The 25,339-nt window shown below is 50.0% G+C and carries 22 protein-coding genes; 10 read left to right on the top strand and 12 right to left on the bottom strand.

The genetic code is table 11. The features are described 5' to 3' along the window. Positions 1-2: 2 nt before the first annotated feature. The 3 genes from J3351_RS03175 to J3351_RS03165 are packed head-to-tail and all read right to left on the bottom strand — an operon-like array spanning position 3 to position 809. Complete coding sequence (locus J3351_RS03175) at positions 3-356, bottom strand: hypothetical protein (RefSeq protein WP_154260027.1); 354 nt, start codon at positions 354-356, stop codon at positions 3-5. Positions 357-362: 6 nt separating this feature from the next. Then, positions 363-599, bottom strand: a complete 237-nt coding sequence (locus J3351_RS03170) for a helix-turn-helix domain-containing protein (protein ID WP_207697108.1) — start codon at positions 597-599, stop codon at positions 363-365. A gap of 3 nt (positions 600-602) precedes the next feature. Next, complete coding sequence (locus J3351_RS03165; RefSeq protein ID WP_154260023.1) at positions 603-809, bottom strand: helix-turn-helix transcriptional regulator; 207 nt, start codon at positions 807-809, stop codon at positions 603-605. Positions 810-948: 139 nt separating this feature from the next. Here J3351_RS03165 and J3351_RS03160 point away from each other — a divergent pair, with 139 nt between their 5' ends. The 8 genes from J3351_RS03160 to J3351_RS03125 all read left to right on the top strand — a co-directional run bounded on the left by J3351_RS03160 (position 949) and on the right by J3351_RS03125 (position 13,203). Beyond that, on the top strand, positions 949-1,560 hold the full coding sequence (locus tag J3351_RS03160; protein WP_154260021.1) for a helix-turn-helix domain-containing protein: 612 nt from the start codon (positions 949-951) through the stop codon (positions 1,558-1,560). A 65-nt stretch (positions 1,561-1,625) separates the two neighbouring features. Beyond that, complete coding sequence (gene xerC, locus J3351_RS03155) at positions 1,626-3,053, top strand: tyrosine recombinase XerC (protein ID WP_177718864.1); 1,428 nt, start codon at positions 1,626-1,628, stop codon at positions 3,051-3,053. 795 nt (positions 3,054-3,848) lie between these two features. Then, entirely contained in the window at positions 3,849-5,831 is a 1,983-nt protein-coding gene (locus J3351_RS03150) for a beta-galactosidase (RefSeq protein WP_207697107.1), read from the top strand. 142 nt (positions 5,832-5,973) lie between these two features. Further along, positions 5,974-7,005 carry a LacI family DNA-binding transcriptional regulator gene (locus J3351_RS03145; RefSeq protein ID WP_207684966.1) on the top strand — a complete coding sequence of 344 codons (1,032 nt, stop codon included), beginning with the start codon at positions 5,974-5,976 and terminating at the stop codon, positions 7,003-7,005. A 278-nt stretch (positions 7,006-7,283) separates the two neighbouring features. Continuing rightward, positions 7,284-8,564 (top strand): extracellular solute-binding protein, encoded by a 1,281-nt coding sequence (locus J3351_RS03140; RefSeq protein ID WP_207684967.1) that lies wholly within the window; start codon positions 7,284-7,286, stop codon positions 8,562-8,564. Positions 8,565-8,707: 143 nt separating this feature from the next. Further along, complete coding sequence (locus J3351_RS03135; protein ID WP_207684981.1) at positions 8,708-10,147, top strand: carbohydrate ABC transporter permease; 1,440 nt, start codon at positions 8,708-8,710, stop codon at positions 10,145-10,147. Beyond that, positions 10,144-11,052, top strand: coding sequence for a sugar ABC transporter permease (locus tag J3351_RS03130; protein WP_370569206.1), 909 nt, complete (start codon positions 10,144-10,146; stop codon positions 11,050-11,052). Before J3351_RS03135 ends, J3351_RS03130 begins: the two co-directional genes overlap by 4 nt. Positions 11,053-11,694: 642 nt before the next feature. After that, the gene (locus J3351_RS03125) at positions 11,695-13,203 is read left to right on the top strand and encodes a tyrosine-type recombinase/integrase (protein WP_207684968.1); all 1,509 of its coding nucleotides are present in this window, start codon (positions 11,695-11,697) and stop codon (positions 13,201-13,203) included. A 23-nt stretch (positions 13,204-13,226) separates the two neighbouring features. Here the strand turns inward: J3351_RS03125 and J3351_RS03120 are convergent, their stop codons facing one another. Further along, positions 13,227-14,837 (bottom strand): ABC transporter ATP-binding protein, encoded by a 1,611-nt coding sequence (locus J3351_RS03120; protein WP_207697106.1) that lies wholly within the window; start codon positions 14,835-14,837, stop codon positions 13,227-13,229. Between the two features lie 209 nt (positions 14,838-15,046). Here J3351_RS03120 and J3351_RS03115 point away from each other — a divergent pair, with 209 nt between their 5' ends. Together J3351_RS03115 and J3351_RS14090 are read left to right on the top strand one after the other, a co-directional pair. Next, positions 15,047-15,958 (top strand): helix-turn-helix domain-containing protein, encoded by a 912-nt coding sequence (locus tag J3351_RS03115; RefSeq protein WP_154277393.1) that lies wholly within the window; start codon positions 15,047-15,049, stop codon positions 15,956-15,958. A 10-nt stretch (positions 15,959-15,968) separates the two neighbouring features. Beyond that, positions 15,969-16,373: a helix-turn-helix domain-containing protein gene (locus tag J3351_RS14090; RefSeq protein ID WP_227622796.1), complete on the top strand. Its 405-nt coding sequence runs from the start codon at positions 15,969-15,971 to the stop codon at positions 16,371-16,373. A 415-nt stretch (positions 16,374-16,788) separates the two neighbouring features. On the opposite strand, the gene J3351_RS03105 is transcribed toward J3351_RS14090, so the two are convergent. From J3351_RS03105 to J3351_RS03070, 8 genes are read right to left on the bottom strand one after another with little or no spacing between them, the layout of a single operon-like run. Beyond that, complete coding sequence (locus tag J3351_RS03105; RefSeq protein WP_156062092.1) at positions 16,789-18,318, bottom strand: oligosaccharide flippase family protein; 1,530 nt, start codon at positions 18,316-18,318, stop codon at positions 16,789-16,791. 10 nt (positions 18,319-18,328) lie between these two features. Then, positions 18,329-19,327 carry a glycosyltransferase family A protein gene (locus J3351_RS03100; RefSeq protein ID WP_197037019.1) on the bottom strand — a complete coding sequence of 333 codons (999 nt, stop codon included), beginning with the start codon at positions 19,325-19,327 and terminating at the stop codon, positions 18,329-18,331. 19 nt (positions 19,328-19,346) lie between these two features. Further along, complete coding sequence (wecB, locus tag J3351_RS03095) at positions 19,347-20,438, bottom strand: non-hydrolyzing UDP-N-acetylglucosamine 2-epimerase (protein WP_156062094.1); 1,092 nt, start codon at positions 20,436-20,438, stop codon at positions 19,347-19,349. 28 nt (positions 20,439-20,466) lie between these two features. Further along, complete coding sequence (locus J3351_RS03090) at positions 20,467-21,258, bottom strand: glycosyltransferase family 32 protein (RefSeq protein ID WP_156062095.1); 792 nt, start codon at positions 21,256-21,258, stop codon at positions 20,467-20,469. Between the two features lie 22 nt (positions 21,259-21,280). After that, the gene (locus tag J3351_RS03085; protein ID WP_186851707.1) at positions 21,281-22,381 is read right to left on the bottom strand and encodes an EpsG family protein; all 1,101 of its coding nucleotides are present in this window, start codon (positions 22,379-22,381) and stop codon (positions 21,281-21,283) included. A gap of 28 nt (positions 22,382-22,409) precedes the next feature. Continuing rightward, on the bottom strand, positions 22,410-23,399 hold the full coding sequence (locus J3351_RS03080; RefSeq protein ID WP_197037020.1) for a glycosyltransferase family 2 protein: 990 nt from the start codon (positions 23,397-23,399) through the stop codon (positions 22,410-22,412). Next, a complete protein-coding gene (locus J3351_RS03075; RefSeq protein ID WP_207697105.1) occupies positions 23,396-24,532 on the bottom strand; it encodes a glycosyltransferase family 4 protein in 1,137 nt (378 codons plus the stop codon). Before J3351_RS03075 ends, J3351_RS03080 begins: the two co-directional genes overlap by 4 nt. Positions 24,533-24,538: 6 nt before the next feature. After that, entirely contained in the window at positions 24,539-25,300 is a 762-nt protein-coding gene (locus J3351_RS03070) for a sugar transferase (RefSeq protein ID WP_243135937.1), read from the bottom strand. Positions 25,301-25,339: the final 39 nt, after the last annotated feature.

Here is a 25,339-nt window from a genome sequence, read left to right as displayed (position 1 = left end):
GTTCAAGGGGGATTGTACCAATCAAAACAGAATGAATAATCGTTTGCGGTGCGGGTAGTTTTACCGCTTCTGTTCAGTTGGATAAATCCGGCGTCTATCAGCTCTTGCAAGTAACGCTGAAATGATTTTCGCGGGATGCCGTATTTTTCTGCTTTAGATGCGGGAATTTGAAAGTTGATTCGTCCGGCCGCTTCCATGGAACAACAAACGTATAGTTTGAATGCGCCCGGGCTCAAGGCTTTGAATCGTTCGTTGTGTAAAAGCGTATCGCCAATTTGAACGAACCGTGTCTCTCTGCAATCAGGAGCGGCGGACATCCAGCGGGGAAGCGGTCTCGCGCTTTGCTTTCGTGCCATCCATAACTACCCCCACTGCCGCCGGATTCCGTGGGCGGTCTGGCCGGGCTCCGCAGGGGCCGGGTCGCCCTGCTCAAAGTACCGGGCTAGGCTGTCCAGATTCACGAGCCACATATGCCCGGCATTTACATACCTGATTTTGCCCTCTTTGCACAGTCGGCGGATGTAGACCGGGGACAGGCCGTAAATTTCAGCAGCCTTTTTGACTGTTCCCATATTGGGATAACGGATAGTGTCGCCCATGTGTCAACTCTCCTTTCTATCTTCCAGCAGGCTTTCCAATGAAACGCCTAAAGCCTGCGCGACACGTCTTGCACTGTTGACGTTGCAGCTCTTGCCGCCGCGCATGGCTGTAATAGTCACACGGGACACGAGTGCTTTTTCTGCTAATTCCTTAATATGTATGTTCTGCCGGGCCATTTCGGCAATCAGTTTGACACGGTCAACTCTCATAGTATCATTATCCTTTCTTTATCGTATGCTAACAATATAACATTAGCAAAAGAGTATGTCAAGGCGAAAACATTATCTTATGCTTTATTTCTGCTAAAAATTATGCTATACTGATTTCAGAAAAGGGGGATGTTTGGCAATGACGACCGGCGAAAGAATCAGGCAGGCTCGAAAGAGTGCGGGCATGACACAGGCAGAACTTGCACATAAATTGGGGATTTCTGCGGCTGGTATTGCCCAGTGGGAAAATGATTTGCGGAATCCTAAAATTGAAACTTTAAGAAAGCTCGCGGATGCCTTGGGGGTTACGCCCGGTTATTTGCTTTACGGTGACACAGACCCGGTGCAGCGTTCTCTTTTTGATGCAGAGGATACAGCCAAAGCACTGAAAGGGGAGCTGCAAAAATCGCTTGAAACAGGAAAAATAACCCCGGCATTAACTAACGGCAAGGCCGCAAAGGCACTTTCTGTCCTTGAAAATCAAATGTGGACCGCCGTAGACGAGATAGGAAAAGAATCCGGAAGCGCACTTTTGCAGTTGTTCCGTTTTTTGCCGCCCGACTTGCGGGATATTGTCGTTTACTATGAGGAACTGAATGCAGACGGTCAGCGTGTTGCAAGAGAAAGAATTGAGGAACTTACTCAAATTTATAAATATCAGCGAGAGGAAAAACATCCACCAGAGAACGCACAGGATGCACAGGACGCCGCCGGGGATGCTCCCAAAGATACAGACCACAAGAACAGCTAAAGCCGCCCGGCGGGGCTTCTCTGCCGCTGTCAGCGTGGGCGCAGTCCCACAGAAAGTGTAACCACATGGCAAAGATAACAAAGCGGGTGAAGAAAGACGGCTCCTGCTCCTACTGCATCCGGGTTTCCAATGGATATGACCGTCTGGGCCGTCAGGTTCTGGTAAACCGCACCTATACGCCTCCGCCGGGAATGACTGGGAAGAAGCTGGAAAGAGAGCTGAAACGGCAGGCGGACGCATTCGAGCAGGAAGTGCGCAACGGCATTTCGCTTGAAGCCTCTATGAAGATGGATGATTTGATAGAGAGGTGGTTCACCGAGTACGCAGAAAAGAAGCTCAAGCCCAAGACGGTTTACAACTACCGGCGTTTGGTGCCGCGTATCTCCGCCGGGCTGGGGCAGCTCAAGGTCTGCCAAGTCAAGCCCTCGCACCTCATGGCCTTTTACTCGAACCTAGAGGAGCATGGCGTACGGGAAGATAGCACCTATACGGCAACGCCTGCCCTGCTGGAACTGCTGCCGCACGGCAAGCGGGGCGAGATTGCAAAGGCGGCAGGCATTGGGGAAGATACCATGCGGAACGTACACAGAGGCGCAAATGTGAGCAAGAACACGGCGGAAAAGGTTTCCCGGGCCGCTGGGCTTCCGCTTTCCAAAGCGTTCACAGAGCACACCAGAGAGGGCGGCAGGCTCAACGGAAACACAGTGCAGCACTATCACCGGATGTTGTCCAGCGTATTCACAAAGGCGGTACAGTGGGGGCTTGTGCCGGAAAACCCTTGCAAGCGGGCAGAAGCACCCAAAGCCGAAGAGATAGACGTGCAGGCCCTCGAAGAATTGGACGTTGCCCGGCTATTGCAAGCCTTGCAGGATGCGCCAACACAATTCAGTGTCATTACACAGCTTGCCTTGTTTACGGGCGCACGGCGCGGCGAGATTTGCGGCCTGCGCTGGTCTGATGTAGATTTGGACGCGGGTACAATTTCCATTGAACGTACCTTGCAATACATCCCGGGCAAAGGCACGGTGTTCACCTCGCCTAAAACAAAACGCTCCCGACGGTGCATCAAGATGGGCGCAGACTGTGTGCAGCTCCTACAGGAATACCGCAAACACCAAAAGGCGGAACGGTTCAAAATCGGTTCCGAGTGGGTGCGCAAGGTGGAAATAGAGGGTAAGACTGTGGAAAATGACCTGTTGTTTACCAAATGGAACGGCGCACCCATCGACCCCAAGACGGTAACAACGTGGTTCCCGGGCTTTCTGGCCGCGCATGACCTGCCGCTTGTACACTTCCACAGTCTGCGGCATACCAACGCCAGCTTGTTGATAGCCGCCCACGTTCCCGTTACGGCGGTTTCTGGCCGTCTGGGCCACGCCAAGACAAGCACCACCACCGATATTTACGCCGGGTTCATCCGTTCGGCGGATGCAGCAGCGGCGGACGCGCTAACGGATGTATTCACTCGGATTCGGGAAGAGAACCACGCATAACTCGGAAACAAAAATACAGCCCACAGGGGGCGGGGATAATTCCGCCGGGTCTGTGGGCTGCTTCTTTTTCTGTTCATTGTTGGGTGTCCTCTAGAAAGTGCCTTATTTGTGCCTTATTCACTAAAAAAGCCCGGAAATAAGAATGTGCGACCAAGCACAAAAACAACGATAATTCTATGTAAAAATGAATGACGAAAAACAGCCGAATCCTAGAGCGGCCATTCTTTTAATCAGAGGGCCAGGGATTCGAGTTCCCTCGAGCGCACCAAAATCCCACGAAGAATCGTAAGATTCATCGTGGGATTTTCCATTTTCTGGAGCTCTGCACACTTTTGCACACTTTTTGCACACCGGCGGGAAAGCCGTGTTTTTCTTTGCATTGTCTGCATTCTGTGCATCGTGAGCAGAGCTTGTCGGGCCTCGCCCCGACAAGCTCAGTGGAATTTGTGACAGAGAGTGTCAAGGTTTACAAGGTGCGTCAAGATGGTTTTGCAAATTTTATTGTGATAAAGCGGTGATCGTAGGACTTATAGCATGGCGTTCAAGTGCTTTCCCGTTCAATCAATGTATTTCTGCATTTTGACAACCTGCCTATAAATCCCACATGAACGTTGTGGAATCTTCCAAAGCATCCATGGATGGTTTCTTGTGCCGCATCAAACGTTCAGCTTATTACAACGAAATTCCATATAGCTGCATTGCATCTTGCGGAGGTTCTTGCTATACTTTGTATCGAACGTCACTTTATCCGATAAAAATGTTGCGCAATTTGCGCAACCAAAGGAGGCCGCTATCATGCAGCAGCTCAGATTACTTCATGGCGGAGACTACAACCCGGAACAGTGGCTGGACCGGCCCGATATTCTGGCGCAGGACATCGAACTGATGAAAAAGGCACACGTTAATACTGTGACGCTGGGTGTGTTCTCATGGTCCACGTTGGAACCGCAGGAGGGGGTATTTGAGCTGGATTGGCTGGCTGACATCATCCATAACCTGTATGCCAATGGAATCTATACGATCCTTGCAACGCCCAGTGCGGCCCGCCCTGCTTGGATGGCACACAAATACCCCGAGGTGCGCCGAGTCCGGGCAGACCGGGTCCGGGAGCTGTACAACCGGCGGCAGAATTACTGCTATACATCGCCGATCTACCGGGAAAAAGTCCGCATCATCGACCAGAAGCTGGCACAGCGGTTCGGCAATGACCCGGCTGTCCTGCTCTGGCATATCTCCAACGAGATGAGCGGCGACTGCCATTGCGAGCTGTGTCAGGCTGCGTTCCGCCGCTGGCTCAAGGCACGGTACAACTCTTTGGAAGCCTTGAACAAGGCGTGGAACGCCCGGTTCTGGAGTCACGACTATACCGCTTGGGAACAAATCGAAAGCCCTGCCCCGCAGGGGGAAAATGCCGTGCAGGGTCTTGCGCTGGACTGGAAGCGCTTTGTCAGTGACCGGCATATTGATTTTTTGAAATTTGAGCGTGATACCGTGAAAGAATTTGCACCGGTTGCAAAGTTCACCGTGAATATGATGTACCGGTTTGATGGCATCGACTATTTCAAAATGTCCAAGGAGATCGACGTGGCCAGCTGGGACAACTACCCCACATGGCACAAGCCCAGCGAAACGGTGGAAGAAACGGCGTTGGATACGGCCCTGATGCACGACCTGTATTACTCCATGAAGGGCAGGCCCTTCCTGCTGATGGAATCCAGCCCCAGCTTTACCAACTGGCAGCCGATCTCCAAACAGAAGCGCCCCGGCATTGCGGAGCTTGCGGCTCTGCAGACGGTTGCACATGGTTCGGACAGTGTGCTTTACTTCCAGTGGCGGGCCAGCCGGGGTGCGGAAGAAAAGCTCCACGGTGCAGTCATTGGCCACGATGGGCGGGAGGATGCCCGCCCCTTCCGGGAGACAGTCGGTGTGGGCCAAAAGCTGGAAGTGCTCTCAGAGATTGCAACAGTCTGCCGCACAAAACAGGCAGCGATCGTCCACGATTGGGAAAACAAGTGGGCATTGGAAGGTTCCTGCGGCCCTCGAAATGCCGGGATGGGCTACTGGGACGAGCTGAAGCTGCACTACAATGCTCTTGCGCGGGAAGGCATTGCGGTGGAGTTCGTGAATCAGGAATCCGACCTGACGGGTTATGGTTTGGTCGTTGTTCCGATGGTTTATCTGCTGACCGATGCCTTTGCCCAAAAACTCTGTGATTTTGCCCGGAATGGTGGTACGGTCGTGGTTACATACTGGACCGGTGTGGTGAATGAAAGCGATTTGTGCCGTCTGGGTGACACGCCCTACGGCTTGACCGACCTGCTGGGCCTGCGCCGCACTGAGATCGACGGAATGTATGACGGCGAAACCTGCCGCTGCACCCCGATGGACGATTCCACTTTGCCGGAAACGCAGGCTTCGGTCCTATGCGAGGTCGCAAGTCTGAACGACACAGACCCTGCCACACCGCTGAGCATCTATGCAGAGGATTACTACGAGGGGCACCCTGCGGTCGCCGTCCATCCTTACGGAAAAGGCCGTGCCTATTATCTGGCAAGCCGGTTCGATGAAGCGTTCTATCGCGCATTTTATCGTGCCGCTGTAAAGGAAGTCGGCCTGAACCCGGCCTGGCCGGAGGCACTGCCGGACGGCGTTCTGGCCGCGCGGCGCGGTACGTTCGTCTTTGTACAGAACTGCAATGAACATCCGGTTGAAGTAGGCGGTGTTGCGCTGAACCGTTACGGAACGGCCGTCTGGAAAAACGGCGAGCAGGTTCTGTAAAAAGTAAAAGTTTCCCCTTTGAGCGTTCTGCCGAAAAAGCAGAACGCTTTTTGTTTGCTTTCATACTTGACAAAGCGGGCTTACCCCGGTATGCTGGGGTGGCGCATTGTTGCGCAGTTCTGTGAAAAGGAGAGGATATCCTGTGGCTGCAAAGGAAACCGAAAAAATGACGATCGAGCAGGTGGCTGATGCGCTTGGCGTTTCTAAAACAACGGTATCGCGTGCACTTTCCGGAAAGGGACGCATCAGCGAGGAGACCCGCACCAAGGTGTACGCCTATATGGGGCGTACCCGCTCCGAGCCTATTTCTGCACAGAGCGGCGAAAAACTGCGCACCAACAATATTGCCATGGTCGTACCGCAGCGGTTTATTGCGCTGGATCTGCCCTTTTTGCGCAAGTGCATGGGCGGCATCTGCACCATGGCAGACCAGCGCGGCTATGACCTGATGCTTTGCTACGCCTCCAACACCGAGTATTCACAGCTGCAGCGGCAGCTGGCCAACCACAAGGTGGACGGCGTGATCCTGACCTACGCCATGGCGGATGATCCCTGCATCGAACTTTTGCGGCAATACAAGACACCTTTTGTGCTCATCGGACGCAGCGAGGACAAGACCATCCCGCAGGCAGACAACGATCAGGTCGCGGCTGCCTGCGAGATGACACGCATCCTTTTGCAGCTGGGCGCCAAGCGGATCGCGCTGCTGGTGGGCAGTACCATCTACGCCGTCAACACCGACCGCATACGCGGTTATCTGCGTGGATTCGCGGAATTTGGTGTGCCAGTAGACCAGCGGCTCGTTCATTCCGGTGTGGAATCTGCCGGGCAGACGCTCGATGCACTGGAGGCTGCGCTGGAGCAGAAGGCAGATTGCATCCTTTGCGGCGATGATGAGATCGCCTTTGAGGTCATGCGGGAGCTGCGGACGCGGCATATCCTCGTGCCCAACGATCTGCGAGTGGCCAGCCTGTACGACAGTTCCATGCTTGCCAGCATCACGCCCTCAGTCTCGGCGGTACAGTACGATGCAGAGCAGCTGGGTAAGACCGCCTGCCGGATGCTGCTGGACCGGCTGGCCGGAAAAGAGATCGTCATGCGGCAGCTGGAAGGCCATCAGGTCATCCTGCGGGATTCTACCAAGTGGAGGGAACGCTCCCACAGCATCAAATAACGCGCTTTTTGTGCCTGCTCCTTTCCCGGAGCGGGCATTTTTGCTCTTTGCATGGCAAAGGTTGCGCTAAAGTTGCGCACTTTTGCCCATGTATCCTGATTTTACCGTCACTTTTTCCAGTTTCGACTCAACAATACCGTGAATTTCGTCCATTGACGTGAGCAAAAGAATGCGGTATCCTATGGGTACAGAAAAACAGCTGCTTGGATGCGCGCAACTTATAAGCGCAACAAAGAGCAGTCGAAGATTTCAGATTGAGAACGAAGGAGAACTGGATCATGAAAAAGCTGATTTCCCGCCGTAACTTCCTTGCAGCCATGGGTACGATGGCTGCTGCCGGTGTGCTGACCGCCTGCGGCGGTTCTTCCTCTGGCACTGCTTCCTCTGCTGCCGCTTCCAGTACGGCTGCCTCTGCTGCGGAGAGCTGGGGTGATGTGAAGCTGACCATGTGGGGCGCAGAAGAGGATCAGACCATGCTGCGCGAGATGGCAGATGCTTTCATCGAGCAGAATGCAGATAAGGGCAACGTGACCATCGAAATCGGCGTGCAGTCCGAGTCCAGCGCAAAGGACACTGTTCTGGCCGACCCGGAGTCTGCCGCAGACGTTTTCGCCTTTGCCGATGACCAGCTGAACGAGCTGGTGAACGCCGGTGCGCTGCAGGAGGTTCTGCTGAACCCGGACGACGTGAAGAGCCGCAACCTGCCTGGCTCTGTGAGTGCTGCCACCATGAACGACAAGCTTTACGCCTACCCCATGACCGCCGACAACGGCTACTTCCTGTACTATGATGCAAGCGTTCTGAGCGCCGAGGACGTGCAGAGCATGGACACCATGCTGGAAAAGGCTGCAGCTGCCGGCAAAAAGTTTATGATGAGCGTGAACGACGCATGGTACATTTACAGCTTCTACGCCGGTGCCGGTCTGGTGGCTACGCTGGCAGATGACGGTATCAACACCGTCTGCAACTGGAACGAGGCTCCCGGCGCAGACGTAACGCAGGCCATTCTGGATATCGCCGTAAACCCCGGCTTCAAGTCCGGTGCGGATGCCGACATTGTTTCCGCCATCAAGGACGGCAGCTGCTGCGCCGCTATCTCCGGCACATGGAACGCCAGCACCGCCGAGGAGGCTTGGGGCGAGGGCTACGCCGCCACCAAGCTGCCAACCTACACCCTGAACGGCGAGCAGGTCCAGATGGGCTCCTTCTCCGGCTACAAGCTGGTGGGCGTCAACCCCCACAGCGCCAACGTGGGCGTTGCCATGATGCTGGCCGACTTCATCACCAACGAGGACAACCAGATCAAGCGCTTCAACGACCGCAAGCTGGGCCCCTCTAACATCAACGCAAACTCCACCGAGGCTGTGCAGTCCGCACCCGCCATTGCCGCACTGGCTGAGCAGAGCTCCTACGCTACCCTGCAGCGGGTAGGCGCAAACTACTGGAGCTCCGCCGCAAGTCTGGGCGAGATCCTCGCCTCCGGCGACACGCAGGGCAAGACCACGCAGCAGCTGATGGATGACGCTGTGGCCGGCATCACCGCACCTGTGGCACAGTAAGTTCCGGTTTTTCCCGGCGGGCACGCAGCAGAATGCGGTGTGCCCGCTTTTTATCGCAATACAAGAAATCGGCGTCAACCTAACATCCTGTTTGCTATAACCCCCTCTGTATACCAAGAAAGGAGTTGACTTCTGTGGCAGAAATGGTCCTTACACCACCCTTGCGGGCAGATGGCCGGGAGCCGAATTTCCTTCAGAAGTTCGGTCACGCATTTGTTCACGGAGATATTTTTACAAAGCTGTCCCTCTTTGTCTGGGGTCTGGGCTACATTGGCCACGGCCAGCTTATCAAGGCACTGCTGGTAACGCTGGTGCAGGGGCTGGGACTGTATTTTCTGGGTACTTCCGGCATTCCTGCGCTGAAAAAGTTCGGCACGTTGGGCACGGTGCAGATGGAGATGCAGTTCAACCCCCTTACCTTAAAGAACGAGGTCAACAACTACGACAACTCGTTTGCCATCCTGCTGCTCAGCGTGATCGCACTGGTGGTCATTGTAACGCTGATCGCTGCTGCCATGCTGGTGGTGCAGAGCAATTACGCGTTACAGGCGCAGAAGGCCGCTGGCAAAAAGCCCAACAATTTCCGGCAGGATATCACCTTGTACCTGAACGAAAAGTTCTACGTTACCCTGCTCACCCTTCCGGTGCTGGGTGTGGTGGTGTTCACCATCATCCCGCTGTTCATTTTGATCGCTGTTGCCTTTACCAACTACGATCAGCAGCATATGCCTCCCGCCGCCCTGTTTACATGGGTGGGGCTGGCTAACTTTGCTTCTCTGTTTGGCGGGCAGTCGCTGAGCCTGACCTTCAGCTACGCCTTTGGCCGGGTGCTCAGCTGGACGTTGGTGTGGGCCTTCTTTGCCACCTTCACCAACTTCTTCGGCGGCGTATTTCTGGCCATGCTCATCAACAATAAAAAGACCAAGTGCCAAAAGCTCTGGCGCACATTGTTCATCATCACCATTGCGGTGCCGCAGTTCGTCACCCTGCTGCTGGTGCGCAACTTCTTCTCGGACGCCGGCATCTTCAACACCATGATGGCCAATGCAGGCGTGACCGATTTTTTAAAGGCCATCGGTCTGCTGGGGCAGAACATGAACCACATTCCCTTCCTGACCGACCAGCACTGGGCAAAGTTCATGATCATCCTCATCAACATCTGGGTGGGCGTGCCCTACCAGATGCTCATTGCCACCGGTGTGCTGATGAACATTCCCACCGATATGCTGGAAGCCTCCACTATCGACGGTGCCTCGCCGTGGCAGAGCTTCATCCACATCAAGCTGCCCTATCTGTTCAGTGTGCAGGGGCCGGCGCTGGTAACGGATTTTGTGCGCAACGTCAACAATTTTAACGTCATCTACCTGCTCACACAGGACGTTTATATCACCAAGGATCAGGCGCTGGCTTCCTCCAGCGCAAAAGAGGTGGACCTGCTGGTCACATGGCTGTTCCGCCTGACGCAGGAGCAGTACAACTACAAGATGGCCGCCGTCATTGGCATTATGGTGTTCATCATCTGTGCCGTGTTCACGCTGGTATGCTTCCGGTTCCTCAATAAAAAGGAGGCGACGTTCTCTTGACACAGACAACTGTTTCTCCGGCACGCCGGGCAGAGACCGCAGCGCAGCTGCGCCGCGGGCGTATCCTCCGCACAGTCCGCAGCATCCTGCGGCATCTGCTGCTGGCCCTGCTGTCAGCTATCTGGCTGGTACCCATTCTGTGGCTTCTGGTCACTTCCTTCTCCACAGACCGGGGCATCAATGTGCGACAGTTCTTCCCGGCCAGTTACACACTGCGCAACTATGTCAACATTCTGTTCCACCCGGACTCTGTGGCGCAGTTCCCGCGCTGGTTTACCAACACCCTTGTGGTGGCCTGTTTCAACTGCGTTATCTCCACCTGCTTTGTGCTGATGGTAGCCTACGCGCTGAGCTGCTGCCGCTTCAAGGGGCGCAAGCTGATCCAGAACCTTTCTGTCAGCGTCAACCTGTTCCCCGGCGTGCTGGCAATGATCGCCGTCTATTTCGTCCTGAAATATCTGAATCTGACCAACTCCTATGCCGGTCTTATCATGGTCTATGCCGGTTCGTCCGGTCTGGGCTATCTGATCTGCAAGGGCTTCTTTGATACCATCCCCATCTCCCTGCGGGAAGCCGCCAAGCTGGACGGCGCATCCGATGCCCGTGTGTTCTTTCAGGTCGTTCTGCCCATGTCCAAGCCGATCCTGGTCTATACCATCATCAGCTCTTTCATGGTTCCATGGACCGATTTCGTGATGGCAAAAATGATCCTGAATTCGGGCGTCTCTGCCGACTGGACAGTGGCTATCGGTCTGTATAATATGCTGCAAAAGACCCTGATCAACAATTACTTTGCGCTTTTCTGTGCAGGCGGTGTGCTGGTGTCTATCCCCATCTCCATTCTGTTTGTCATCATGCAGAAGTTCTACGTCGAGGGCATCACCTCCGGCGCGGACAAGGGTTAACACGTTATTCTCTTTCTCCTTCACCATAAAAGCAATCCCCACAGTCCTTTTTGTGGCTGTGGGGATTTTTTTCTCAATGGCGGCAGGAAAGCAGTTTGTTCATGGTGAACCTCATTTCTATATCAAACGGTGTCTGTTCGGATGTCCTAAACCTTGCCATAAAACCAGTGGTTGATTTGTCCATTGGGCTTTGTTTTGCCCGTCTGCACATTTTTGCACGCTTTTTGCACACCTGAATAGCTGGATAACGGTTGCAAAGCATTACACTGTATGCAAATAATGCGGTGTGTGCAAAGGCGTGTTTTACGATGATACGATAAAAATAGCGCTTCTTCGAACTTTTGGAATTTGACGAATGATGCACCTTGGATTCTTTTAATCAGAGAGCCAGGGATTCGAGTTCCCTCGAGCGCACCAAAGGAAAACCCACGATTCACCGTTTCAAATGCGGCTTGGATCGTGGGTTTCTTTTTGTTATATCCGCCCGGCGGGGCTTGAAAAGTGCGACAGAAATGCGACAGCTTCAAAGGGGCTTTGTGCGCATACCGGAGCACCTGCCGGAGGATTTAATTAAAAATGAATGACGTGGGGGCATCTGGCGGGCTGAGGGGACTCTAAACTGTTCTGAACCCTTATCCCACTATGGCCAGCGTGAAAAACGCCGCCGCACGGTTCAACGTGACACCCGAATATGTCCGCAAGCTCTGCCGAACGGGCAAGATCTGCTATACGGCCATCTCAAGCCGAAAGTGGTTGGTCAACATGGACACGCTGGCCCAGTTCTTCGCACAGGGAGAGCCGGTCAGAGAGGATTCGCAGCAGGTCACGAACGGCCTCGTGCTGGACTCAGACATGCTGCTGGATGACCTGATCGACCGCTGGTTTGAGGAATACGCCAACAAGCAGCTGAAGGCCAAGACGCTCTACGATTATAGAAGGATGCGTGGCCGGATCAGCGCCGGACTCGGGCATCTCAAGGTGTCCAAGATCAAGCCGGCGCATGTGATGGCGTTCTACAACAATCTGGAGGAGAGGGGAGTCCGCCGGGACAGTACCTACACTGCCACGAAAGCCCTTCTGAACCTGCTCCCGCGTGGAACTCGGGGTGAACTGGCGAAAAAGGCCGGGATCGGTCAGGACACCATGCGGATGGTCTATGCGGGTAAGAGTGTGAGCCGAAAGACGGCGGAAAAGGTGTCCGCTGCAGTGGGGCTGGCCTTCTCAAAGGCGTTTGTGGAGCATACCAAAAAGGACGGGAAGCTGAACAACAACAGCGTCATTCGATACCAGGCCATGCTCTCCAGCATCTTTAAGAAAGGGGTTCAGTGGGGGTTGATCAACGAAAATCCGTGCTCCCGTGCAGAACACCCCAAAGCCGAGGAAATCGATGTTCGGGTGCTGACCGAGGAAGAGATCCCAAAGCTGTTGGATGCCCTCTTGGATGCACCGCCGCAGTACAGCGTGATCACTCAGCTGGCCTTGCTGCTTGGTGCCCGGCGGGGTGAGATCTGTGCCCTTCGCTGGTCGGACATTGACTTTGAGAAGGGGACGCTTTCCATCAAGCGGACAGTCCAGTCCATCCCCGGGATATGCCTTGTGTTCAATGCACCGAAAACCAGACGAGGCAAGAGATGCCTGCGCATAGGAGCGGATTGCGTGGAACTGCTGCAGGAGTACCGGCGATACCAAAAAGTAGAGAGGTTCCGGATCGGCTCAGTGTGGGTGCGCAAGGTCACACTGGAAAATGGCAAAGTGGTGGATAACGATATGCTATTCACGAAATGGAATGGAGAGCCGATGGACCCGGATATCATCTCGTCCTGGTTTCCGAAGTTTCTGGAAGCACACGATCTCCCATCAATTCACTTCCACAGCCTCCGCCATTCGAATGTCAGCATCCTGATTGCGGCACATGTACCGATCACAACGGTCTCCGGGCGGCTTGGACATGCACAGACCTCAACCACGCTGAACTACTATGCATCGGCCCTCCAACTCGGCACACATCTTCTCCACAAGGAAGGGGTCGTCCGTGCAATCGGCAGGCTTGTCCTTGGTGGTCAGGATATGAGCAGCCTTGTGGAGCGTTTCGGTTTCACTGCAAAAGGCCCCACACACCGGCACTGGTCGGCATGCAGGGCGTATTTATGATTTGAGGGGAAATTACAGGGCGATCATTGTGTTACAGGTGCCAGCTCATACACACGGTCGAACTGCGCACGGCGCGCTGCCGACAGGTGGTGGCTGATGAGGATCAGTGTCAGGTCGGGATTGGTAAGCAGGCTCTTTTCCACAAGGTCGGCGTTTTTCTGATCCAGCGCACTGGTGCCCTCGTCTACCAGCAGGATGGAGCGATTGTGAATCAGGGCACGGGCAATGGCGACACGCTGCTTCTGACCGCCGGAAAGATTACTGCCATTCTCACCTACAACGGTGTCAAGGCCATCGGGCATGGCGGCCAAATCTGCGGCAAGGGCACTGCCCTGAATGGCCGCATGCAGCTGCTCTTCCGAGAAATCTTCACCCAGTGTGATGTTCTCCCGAATCGTAGTATTGAACAGGAACACATTCTGCTCAATGTAACTCATCTGTTGCTGGAGCTGAGCGGGTGTAATGGTGTGAATGTCCACATCGTCAAACGAAATCGTACCGGTGTAGTCCGGCAGCCAGCCCAAAAGCAGCTTGAGCAGAGTGGATTTTCCGCAGCCGGAGGGGCCTGTCAGGGCATACTTTTTGCCCTTTTCAAAGCGGAAGGAGGCATCTTTCAGGATGGGCTTTTTCTCATCATAGCCGAAAGAAACTCTATCTACCGTAATGGAGGCTTTCAGCGGTGACATAGGAGCAACCTCTTCCGATTTGGAATCAGTATCGACCGTTGGCAGCTTGCCAAAGTAAGGCTTGCTGGCTGAGAGGGAGAGACGCAAACCGGCCAAACTGTTAAAGCCGTTTGCCACGCCTCCGATCAGATTGACACCACCGGCAAGTGTGCCTGTGGTGACAAGTCCCATGCTGGTCAGCACAGCAATCAGCACAAGCGAGCCGAGCTGAAGTGCGACGTTGATAAAGCCAATCAACGCCTCCATGCGAGATTTACCATAGCTCAGCTGGCAACTGGGCTTTTCAATGTCATCGCTGATCCTATTTCCCTGCTGGAGAAAGAGATTTCCTCTGCCAAAAAACTGGAGTACGTCAAAGCCTGTCAGAAGGTCCTTCAAATGGTTGATGGCGGCAGTCTGCTGCACACCGCAGCTTTGCCCCAGTAGTTCCAGCTTCTTCTGGAACAGTTTTGGGGAAAGCCAAAGAACAACTGCTGTGATCACGGAAAAAACAACCAGCGACCAATGCAAAAAGGCAAGTCCCAAAATGCTGAACACGATCTGCGCAATTCTGCCTACACAGCCGAAGAAGGGAATCCACGTAAGCTGTTCTAATTGCTTCATATCATTGGTCAGCCGGGCGAGATATTCTCCGGTGTCGGACTGATGAAAATCGGTATGGCTCTTGCGCAGGAAGGAGTGATACAGCCCATCTCGCACCGTATTGTTCAAAGCGCGAATTGTTTTGGCCTGACAATGCTCCTGTAAAGCAGTAAAAAGAAAATAGCCTCCCCAGCAGGTCAGATCAACTGCCGTCCAAAAGATAGTACTCCGCAGATCCAGCAATACCACGGCATCAAAAATCTTCATCAAGGCAAGCTGAATCAGAGCCTGAGCACCATAGGCGATGATGGCAAACAAGCAGGTGAGGGTACTGAGCCTCCATTGCTTTTTCAGATAGTGTATCATTGTTTCCTCCATGCGTATGTCAAAGAGCTTAGAATGCATTTCATCTGCTGTTTCTGTATTTTATCACAAAAGATTTCAATTGACCATATCGTCTGGTGTAATAAAAAATTACATGGGACGACAGGTTTTCATAAGAGACGCTTGCACACATGTACAAAATCTAGTATATTACAATTATGGCAATACTAAAGTTTGGAGGGAGCTGCTAAATGCAGAATTACAAATTGGGGGAGTATATCCGCCAGCGGCGTTTGGATCTCGGGTTGACACAGGAGCAGGTCTGTGCAGGCATTTGTGAATCCGTTACATTGTCCAGATTTGAAAACGGAAAACAGACCCCCAGCCGAAATCGAATCAATGCGATTCTGCAGCGCCTTGGTCTGCCGGATGACCGATATTATGCGTTGGTAACACCGGAAGAACTGGAAATAGAAGCACTCAAGAAGGAAATTGTTTCCTGTAATGCGCTAAAGTGCGTTGAGGAGGGCTTTGACAAAATAAGTCGGCTTGAGAAAATTGCAAAGCCGGATGATCAAATCACACAACAGTTTATTCTTCGATCGAAAGTCCTTTTGGGAGGATTGGATAAAAGATATTCAAATGACGAACGGATTCAAATGTTGTTGCAAGCCATTCGGATGACCATACCGGATTTTCAACTGGACAAAATTGAAGACTTTCTCTTTACATTGGATGAAATGAAACTGGTCAATCAAATTGGAAATGCGTATTCTTTGAGCGGTGACAATGAAAAAGCAGCCGATATTTTCTATCGACTGCTTCAATATATAAGAAAGCATCTTCCGGAAACGGTTACTTCAAACAGGATGCTTCCCTTGGTTTTGTATAATTTTGCCAGATCGTTGGATTTGTCGCAAAAGTATGAGGAAGGCGCAAAGGTGGCAAGATACGGAAAAGAAGCATGTATAAAATATGGACATTATCAGGTGCTTCACTCGTGTTTGGAAATCGAAGCTGAATGCGACTTCTTTCTTGGAAAAAAGGAGGAGAGTGTCGAACGCTATCGGGAAGCTTTTTACATTTGCAAAGTCATGGGATATGAAGATGATTTGCAGATTATCCGCACAGAAGCAGAAAAGTATCTGAACATCTTATTTTGAATATCATGTAATGTCGTCCTGCGGTGTGGCGGCATCTGCGGATGGAGTAGGACATTCCGGTTTAGTCCTGTATGTAAACGGTGAATATCGGGATGACTCTGACATTGGCAAGCTGATGCACGACTTCAACTGCACCAGTGCCGATGATATGAATTTTGAGATCCTTGCCGAAAAGCCCCGGTATCTGAAGGAAAATCCGAAGGGAGTGAGCGAAATGTGTAAAGTGATGGAAGACCTGAGAGATGAAAGCTATGCAGAGGGCCGCGCAGAATGTCATGCAGAGGGTCGGGAAGAACAGGCTCAGATGACGGCGAAGAACCTCTATGAGCAGGGTCTGACGATAGAGCAGATTGCAAGAGCGATTGGCTTCAGCATGGAGACAGTGGAAAAGTGGCTCACGCAGAAAGCCGGATAAGAGAATAACCGGAATGGCCAGTATATTGTACGATTTGCGTATGATATGCTGGCTTTTTGTTTGGCAGAAGTCAGAGGCAGTCAGAAGTGGGGGGTGGGGGTAGTTAAAAATCTGGAGCCGGGGGTTATTCTGGCTGAACGGAAGGGTTGTCTGTTCTCCCCAGTCCGGGGCAAAATATGGTGGCTGTTCGGAGAAAACACGTTGCAACAAAGAAAAAGGCACTCGATGTTGAAATCGGATGCCTCGTTTTGTTTGTCACGCAAAGTTTTCCCAGACGAGATTTCTCCAAGGCTGCATCTGCTTGAGACGCTCCGGGTGGGTCAAAATCGCTATATCCGGCAGATGTTCGAATCGAATGCCACCCGGCATTACAACCCCCAATGGTAAAAAGCATGTGGTTTCGTTAGGTGGGCACTTATTTTCGTTTTAGAGTGAGGGTCAAGCTTGTGACAATTTGAAGAAATTGTTCCTTTTCGGAACGGTCTGCCACGATTTTAAGCATGACGATGCCGTAGAGTGTGGTGTAAAGAATAACTTCCAACCCGAACGTCAGGAAGGAACCTGTGCGCTCGGATACCAGAAAATGCTTGAGCAGGAGCGCCCCAGTGGTCAGCAAAAGTGTGGCGATGATAATGGGCAGAGTCTCCTTCCAGAATTTCCGGATGTCGAGACCGGCTCGTTTTTGAAAGTACCAGTTCATGATCAGGCCGCTGGTCAGGAACATCGAAATGCCGGTAGAAAGTGCAGCACCGATGATCCCGATCCATTTTGTGAAAAGAATGGTCGTCAGGATGTTCAGGACAGCGCTCAGAAAATAGATCTTTGCACGGAAACCGTACTGCCCCTTGATCTGCAGAATGCAAAGTCCGAGATTCTGCGCCAGATCGATGGAAAATGGAAGCATGACGATGATTGCAACCCAATAGGCTTCTTCGTAGCCTTCTCCGACCCACAGCAGCAGAAATTCACGCCCGAAAACGATGAAGCCGGATAAAACCAGAAGGATGATGTAGAAGGTGATCCGTCCTATCCGGATGAACAAATCCGATACTTTCTGCAGACCGTTTTCTTCTTGATACAAGGCGCTGAGTTTTGGATAAAAAACACCGGAGACCTGTGTGCCGAACTGCATGTACATCATGTAAATTTGAGCGCCGACAGAATAAACGGCAACGACTGCGGTGTTGAACATTCGTCCCAGAATGACCTGATCTGTTTTCCAGAAGATCTGATCCGCAATGCTTCCAAGCAGGATGGCAGCAGAAAGCCCAAGGATATTTTTCACGATCCGGGAATCTTTGGGCTGTTTTGTGATCCGTATTTTTAGTTTTTGGGTCACATAGCCATACCGAATTCCAATGGTCAGGAGGTTCAGAAGGACGATCACCACCGAGACTGTGATTGCATATGGGATCCGGCTGACGCACAAAATGACCAGAAGCGGTTGGATGACCTGCATCAGGATGGATAATATACGCAAAAAGGTGTACTTCTCATGCCCGGTAAGCACAGTCAGATAAACCGAACCCTGCAAGGTGAAAGTCATATTTACGAACAGAAGGATCAGAATAGCAATGCTTTCGTTCAGCTCTGAGGTACTGAATGAACCTGCGTAGAAGCTCCGGAAGGCAAACACCACGGAAACTCCGACCAGATCCAGAATGATTGCCAGAAACCGATAGATGCTTCTTGCCATCGACAGGGTCACAGCGGCTTCTTCATGGTCGCTGCGCCCCAAGGCGTTGCAGTAGTTCCTTAGAATACCGGCCGACACACAGGACTCGAAAACAGTGACATACGAAAAGAATGAGCCGACGATCTGATACAATCCGTATTCACTTTGTCCGAGAAAGTGCAGGAGAACTGGGACGTAGATCATACTGACAACTACGCTCAGGAACACCTGTATATAGGATAATATTGCACCTTTTTTTCGTTCATTCATGGTTTAGTTATTATTGTTTGATGAATATTCTGATGCTTCTCTTCACTTTGCGAAGTATCGTCCACAGAGAAATATGATCGTTCTTTATTAATTGGAACGAGATGCTTTTTACGATAGTTTCTGTTCTCAAATAGTGATTTCTTCGCCAATTCGGGTATTTTTCTTCAACCCATTCACGTGTTTTTCGGAGCGCCTCTTTATTTCCATCAAAGCTTTCCAGAATACGGATAGAGTTATAAACCAATATATGCAAAATTGCCAGCCACTCTAGCTCGTCGTGGTATTCTGTTTGTATGGGTTCAGTCAGTTGCTGTAGTGCTGTATCAAATGCTCTCACGATGTCAAGCGCTGAATCCTTAGGCGGACTCTGCAATGTACTTCCGGGCCGCCTTACATAATGATATAAGCACTCACCAAGGGTATATTCTTCCCCAATTGCAGCCAGAATTGCTGTCGCAGATGCAAAGTCTTCTCCGATTTTTACTCCTTGTACTAAGTGAATCCCGCACTCACAAAGCGCCCTGCGCTCATAAATCTGCATACATAACGAATCGCTGTACAACAAACCGGTATGCGCACTCGCTTCACTGTATTCTTTGAGCCAACGATCATGCTTTTCCAGAAGAACTCCATTTGGTGAACGGACATCATAATTAAATGCCAACACTTTCGGATGATATTTTTTCAATAGAGCAATGATTTTATCCAATACAATCGTATCGACATAATCATCCGCATCCATAAAGAAGATATGCTGTCCATCTGAACGTTCAAGGCCATATTCCCGGGCTGAGTTTTGTCCGCCGTTTTCCTTTTTATAATATTGGATATCCAACGGGGAACTGTCAATCAACTTTTGGATTTTAGCGCTGAACTCCGGCTTTGAACCATCATCAACAGCAATGATTTCAACTTCATGTGCATGTGCACACTGTAAGGAAGCAAGGCACTTTGAAAAATATTCTTCAGGCGTATTATAAATTGGTATAATTATAGAAAGCGTTTTCATGGTTTCCTCGTATGTGGTTTTATGCCTCCAAAATATCCGCAATCCGCTCACAGGCATGGCCGTCGCCATAGGGATTGCTTGCCTTGCTCATAGCATCATACTCTGCCTTGTCCGACAGCAGACGACTGAATTCCTTGTAAATAGTTTCCTCTTCCGTACCAACCAACTTCAGTGTACCTGCGGCAATGCCTTCCGGGCGCTCGGTGGTGTCACGCATTACGAGAACCGGCTTACCCAGAGAAGGAGCCTCTTCCTGAATGCCACCGGAATCAGTCAGGATCAGATAGCTGCGGCTCAGGAAGTTGTGGAAGTCCAGCACGTCCAGTGGCTCGATGATATGGATACGATCATCGTCACCCAAATACTCCTGCGCAATTTCACGCACAACTGGGTTCATGTGAATGGGATAAATTGCCTTCACGTCCGGATGCTCGTCCATGACCCGGCGGATTGCTTTGAACATGTGCCGCATCGGTTCACCAAGGTTTTCACGGCGGTGTGCTGTAATCATGATCAGACGGCTGTCTTTCGCCCAATCCAGTTCGGGGTGTGTATAATCTGCCCGCACCGTTGTTTTCAGCGCGTCAATTGCAGTGTTGCCTGTGACATAGATGCTGTCCGGGTCTTTACCCTCCTTCAGAAGATTCTGCTTTGACAACTCTGTCGGAGCAAAATTATACTGGCTGATGATGGACACTGCCTGGCGGTTGAACTCTTCCGGGTAGGGGCTGTAAATGTTATAGGTGCGCAGTCCGGCTTCCACGTGTCCGACCGGAATCTGCAAGTAGAAGCAGGCCAGCGCTGTCACAAAGGTGGTAGATGTATCACCATGCACCAGTACGACATCCGGCTTTGCTTCTTCCAGAACGGTTTTGATTCGTTCCAGAATATTGACTGTTACATCAAACAGCGTCTGCTTGTCCTTCATGATGGAAAGATCGTAATCCGGTACAACAGAAAACGCTTCCAACACCTGATCCAACATCTGCCGGTGTTGGCCGGTCACGCATACAATCTTTTCAATGTTTTTGCGCTTCTTCAGCTCATTGACCAATGGGCACATCTTGATTGCTTCGGGGCGAGTACCGAAGACTAGCATTATTTTTTTCACAGCATGGAACTCCTTCCGATTAATACGTTTATTTTTTCTTTTTAACCCACGTTGCTGTTCGACAGATAGCACGGATTAGACCATTAAATTTTGTTTCTGCGACAAAAGCAGCTATATGAACTTGGAGTATATGCGGTATAAAAGGAAAATAATCAATTAATTTTCTGGAAAGTTCGGTCTGGTAAACTTCTTGCTCGGATCGCCACGAACCATTGAAATGATGAATCGTAAGGGTGTTTTTAGTGAGTTCTGTTTTACCTGTTTCAAAGCTTTTAGGACATAGATAATCTTGTGGGAGCAATGTAAAAGTGCGAATCGTCTGTTTCTGATTGTTTGGAATAAAGCCATATTTTAAACAGATATTTGTAATTCTGACTACATTTGTGGTTTGGTCCAATGAACTATCAGGCAACAGAAAGTGGGCTGTTTTATATTCATTCAGAAACTCTGTGAACATCGGATTGCCTTTTTCGCATGCCATCAGTCCAGTTGGAATAGAATGCTCAGTTTCAAAACCCGAAACTGCATGGTATTGCAGCAGACTGTCCAAAGGAGCAATCACTTCAACATCTGTATCCATGTAGATACCGCCTTCATGAACCATAGCATACAGTCGTGCAACATCACTGACAAATGCCCATTTCTTTGCCTCGTATGCCTCCCGGACATAATCGCAACAATTCAAATCAAAGTTACTCTCGTTCCACTCTTTGATCTCGTAGTCAGGGCAATATTTTTTCCACGAGGCGATACATTTTTGCGCCAGCTCCGGCAGAGGATTTCCACCGAACCAGCAGTAATGGATGACTTTAGGAATCATTTTGTTTTCCTTTCAATATTGTTTATTGCCATATTTTATACGGAACGACGACAATTGAATCTCGCATCAGATACAGTATAAAAAAGGCGGAAAATACGAGGATGACGTAGAAGTTGATGGATTTTATTCGGGTATATCTATGACTCAATAATTTGCCAAGCATTAGGACCATTAGCCCTTCGAAAAAGAGATTGGTTCTGCCCAAAGTGCTATTGATAATACTCAATGAGGAACAAGCAAATGCCAGCATAATAACACTGCCGACGATGATGTTTTCTTTTTCGGTGAGTTTTTTCCAGTTATTGTAGTAGGCTATATAGAAGATAAGGTATAGCGCAACCAAGAGAATGCCGCTTTTCCAGTTCCCGAATGGGCCGGTTACATAACTGCCGCCGTAGAGAACCTGGTACTTTTCTTTGGAGTGTTGGAGAATAAATGGGTAAAGGACGGGCAGTATTATTAAAGCCGCTGACATACACAAAATACCATCCCGTAAAAAAACAGAGGGTTTCCTGCAACGTTTCTGCCCATAAAATAGCATCATGACGGGAAGCGCAAAGAGAACAATTACGGTTGGATGGAAACCTATCGCAATAATCATTCCAATCACAAAGCCAATAGGAAATCTTTGAAAGCGTCCCTTATTGTATGGCATTTGAATAGAATAATTCTTTTCAAGGCTGCTATATGAAATCAGAGCAGTAACAATCGCTAGACTTTGCCGTATAATACAGAATGACTGAAGATATAGTCCGGCAAAATAAAACAATGAAAAAGTCAGAATCTTATCACAATGATTTACGTGCAGTGCAATCATAAGAAGCATTGCAAACAGGATGGCAGTTGCAATAAGAAAGCCGCGCTCCTTTAGGCCAAGAACATTCAAAAACTTGCAGTAAATTGCAAAGGTGTACTCTGAATTTGTGAAAGACTCTTTCCATGTTTCGATTCCATGAAGGTTGTACTCGATAATATAATTCACAACATCCGTTCCCACAGATTCGGCCCGAAAAGCTGATATAAGCAACAGCCCAATTGAAATCAGAGAATATCCGATATGGTGCGGCTTTTTCTTAAATAGAAGTACAAGCAAAACAGCTTCTATGCATATGTATATCGTCACAAATTTTACGTTGCTCCTTCGGATAGATTTATTTTCGTAGTTGCATGTATATTTTCATTGCGGACGACGTAATACGAAGCCCCAGTATGGCTGATGTTTTGCGTACAAAAAGTGTTTTCTGTGATTTTCCATATTCTAATACCCATTTATATTCTTTGAGAAATGGATATGAAGCTTTCTTTTCCAACGGTGTCAAACAACTATACTGCCAAACCATAATCGAATACTCATATGCAGCAAAACTCATGGCGTAGCTTTCTAATGTCCCAATTGCTTTTTTATGCAAAGTCAACTTTTCTGCAGACTCTGTCACAAATTTTCCCACGCCATCAAAAGACTTTTTCGTGATCTTATTTGTAATAGAATTGCTTCGTCCCTGACGATAATAATAAAAGTCGATGGGCAATGAATCAAATTGCTCTGCTTTTAGAATGCAGTCTCGCATAAATCCGAGATCTTCGCTGATTCTTCTATCTTTTGGAAAGTCTAGTTTATTCTGTGTGAGGAAGGCTCTTCTGAAAAGTTTTCCACATGCGCTTCCAGGATATTTGTTCATTTCAGAAAGATACTTTACTGCATTCAGCTTTCCTTTGCATAGCATTTCATGTGGTATTGGCACATCCAAAAGTTCTTTTCTCCCATTTGGGAAGAGCTTCCATGCATTCATAAAACAAATATCCGCACTGGATCCTTCGATCCATGACAATATCTTCTGAATGCTGTTATTTCCAATAAAGTCATCTGAATCGACAAATGTTATATATCGACCTGTTGCAAACCGCAGCCCTGTATTTCTTGCAGCAGAAAGTCCGCCGTTCTCCTGATGAACAACAATAAGCTCTTTGGATTGCGCCGCAAATTTATCGCATAGTTTTCCAGAGTCATCTGTCGATCCGTCATCAACAAGAATTACTTCAACCTCAGGTGTTGATTGATCTAGAATACTTTTTACGCATTGCTCCAAATAAGCCTCGACATTGTATACTGGGATGATAATGCTTAGAGCTTTTTTCTTCATACCGCACTCTTTTCTAACACAGTCGTATAGACTTTCCTCATGCATTCGCTGACATTCTTCACATCGAACTGCTCCAGCGCTTTTTTATTCTGGGCGCATTCCTGGTCAACCTGTACTCCATTTACAGCATTCTGCATCAACTGGCACAATGTACTTTCATCCGATGACTCAAACAGATACCGGCTGTCTGGCAGCAGGTCTACATTTCCACGGATGCGGCTTGCAATGCAGGGTAGGCCAGCAGCCATTGCTTCCATCAAAGCCACTGGCAGTCCTTCCTGTTTGGATGGAAATACAAAAGCATCCGCACATTTCAGCAGTTCATAGATGTCATTCCGGAAGCCAAGCAAATGCGCTCTGTCCGATATCCCAAGTTCTTTAATCAAGGCAGTTAAGTGCTCCTTTTCTCTGCCACTACCACAAATTAAAAGTTGTGCCCCCGAAATGTTTGATTTTGCAAAAGCTCTGATCAAGAGCTCATGACCTTTCCGTGGAATCAATTCTCCCACAGTGAGGAACGCAAACGCATCCTCCGGGATGCCCAGTTCTTTTCGCTTTGTAGCTCGGTCCACCTGCATGGAAGAGATCTTCTTCACATCCACGCCGATTCCGGGTACATAGTACGCCTTGCCACGCAGGGGGAATTTCTGTGCGGCAGCGTAATCCTCCTGATTGATGGTGATCTGGGCATCGGTATAGCGGGCCAAAAAAGTCTCGGCGGTCTGGTAGATCAGCCGGTTTTTCAATGGACAGCCTTTGTAGAAGTGGAAACCATGGGCTGTATAGAGTACCGGTGCCGTGTGTGCGGCATTGGCAGCCAGACGGCCAACAACGCCACCCATAGGGGTATGACAATGCACACCCGCAAAATGCTCTTTTTTTAGCAGTGATTTCAGCGCCCGATATGCGTTCAGGTTTTCTCTCAATCGCAAAGGTGAACGTTCAATCGGAATTGAGTGGCAGATCACACCGTGTTCCTTCAAGGTGTTTTCAGCGTCTGCACGCATAGTTTCGCCGTCAAAATACGTTGCACAATGGACCTCGTACCCAAGTTTCTGCAGAATCTGGATATCATTCAATTCAAACTGGACTAAAAAACGTCCATTGTGCGTTACAAAAAGTACCTTTTTCATATTTCCTCACATCATCGGCAATTTATTCTCGTCTGTGCATTCAACTTGCCTATTTTGCACCAGCTGACTTTCCCGCAGCAGCACAATACTTTCCTGCCGGAACTCCGGATCAACCTTTCCATCCACGACACCCTTCCGGCCCAGCACCACCAGAACGCTCTTCCAGATGACCTTCAAATCAAACTTCAGGCTGACATTCTGGACGTACTCACGGTCATAATAGACCTTATCGTAGATATCCACCGTATCCCGACCGTTGACCTGTGCCCAGCCGGTGATGCCCGGTGTCACTTGATATACACCGTACCATCGACGCAAAAAACGAATCTCACGCTCGGTATATACCAACGGGCGGGGGCCAATCAAGCTCATTTCCCCCTTGACCACATTCACAAATTGTGGAAGTTCATCAATACTGGTGTCTCTTAGAAAGCGCCCAAGTCTTGAAATATATATTTGTGGGTCGGCCAAGTCGCCTGTTGCCACATTTTTTGGTGCAGAGCTTTTCATTGTCCGGAATTTAATGATGTTGAAGCAATGTGCATTTTTTCCAACACGCTTCTGCAAAAAGAAAACAGGCTCATCAGGTGCACTGATTTTCTGTGCAATGCTCACGATCAAAAACAGCGGTGAAAGTATTACCAGAGCAATCCCCGCAAGAATCCGGTCGATGACAGAGCGCACCACAAGATAATGCTTTTGCTTATCCGTCATCCGAACATAATATTCACCAAAATCCACATGATACTTCGTTTCTTCTAAATTCACCATTTTTCCTCACACGTTTTTATTCCGCTTATATAATAA

The organism is Faecalibacterium sp. Marseille-Q0746 (assembly GCF_017377595.1).
In the GTDB taxonomy this organism is placed as follows: domain Bacteria; phylum Bacillota; class Clostridia; order Oscillospirales; family Ruminococcaceae; genus Faecalibacterium; species Faecalibacterium duncaniae.
Note: the sequence above shows the minus strand (reverse complement) of the source record. Positions and strands in the feature narration are given on the sequence as shown.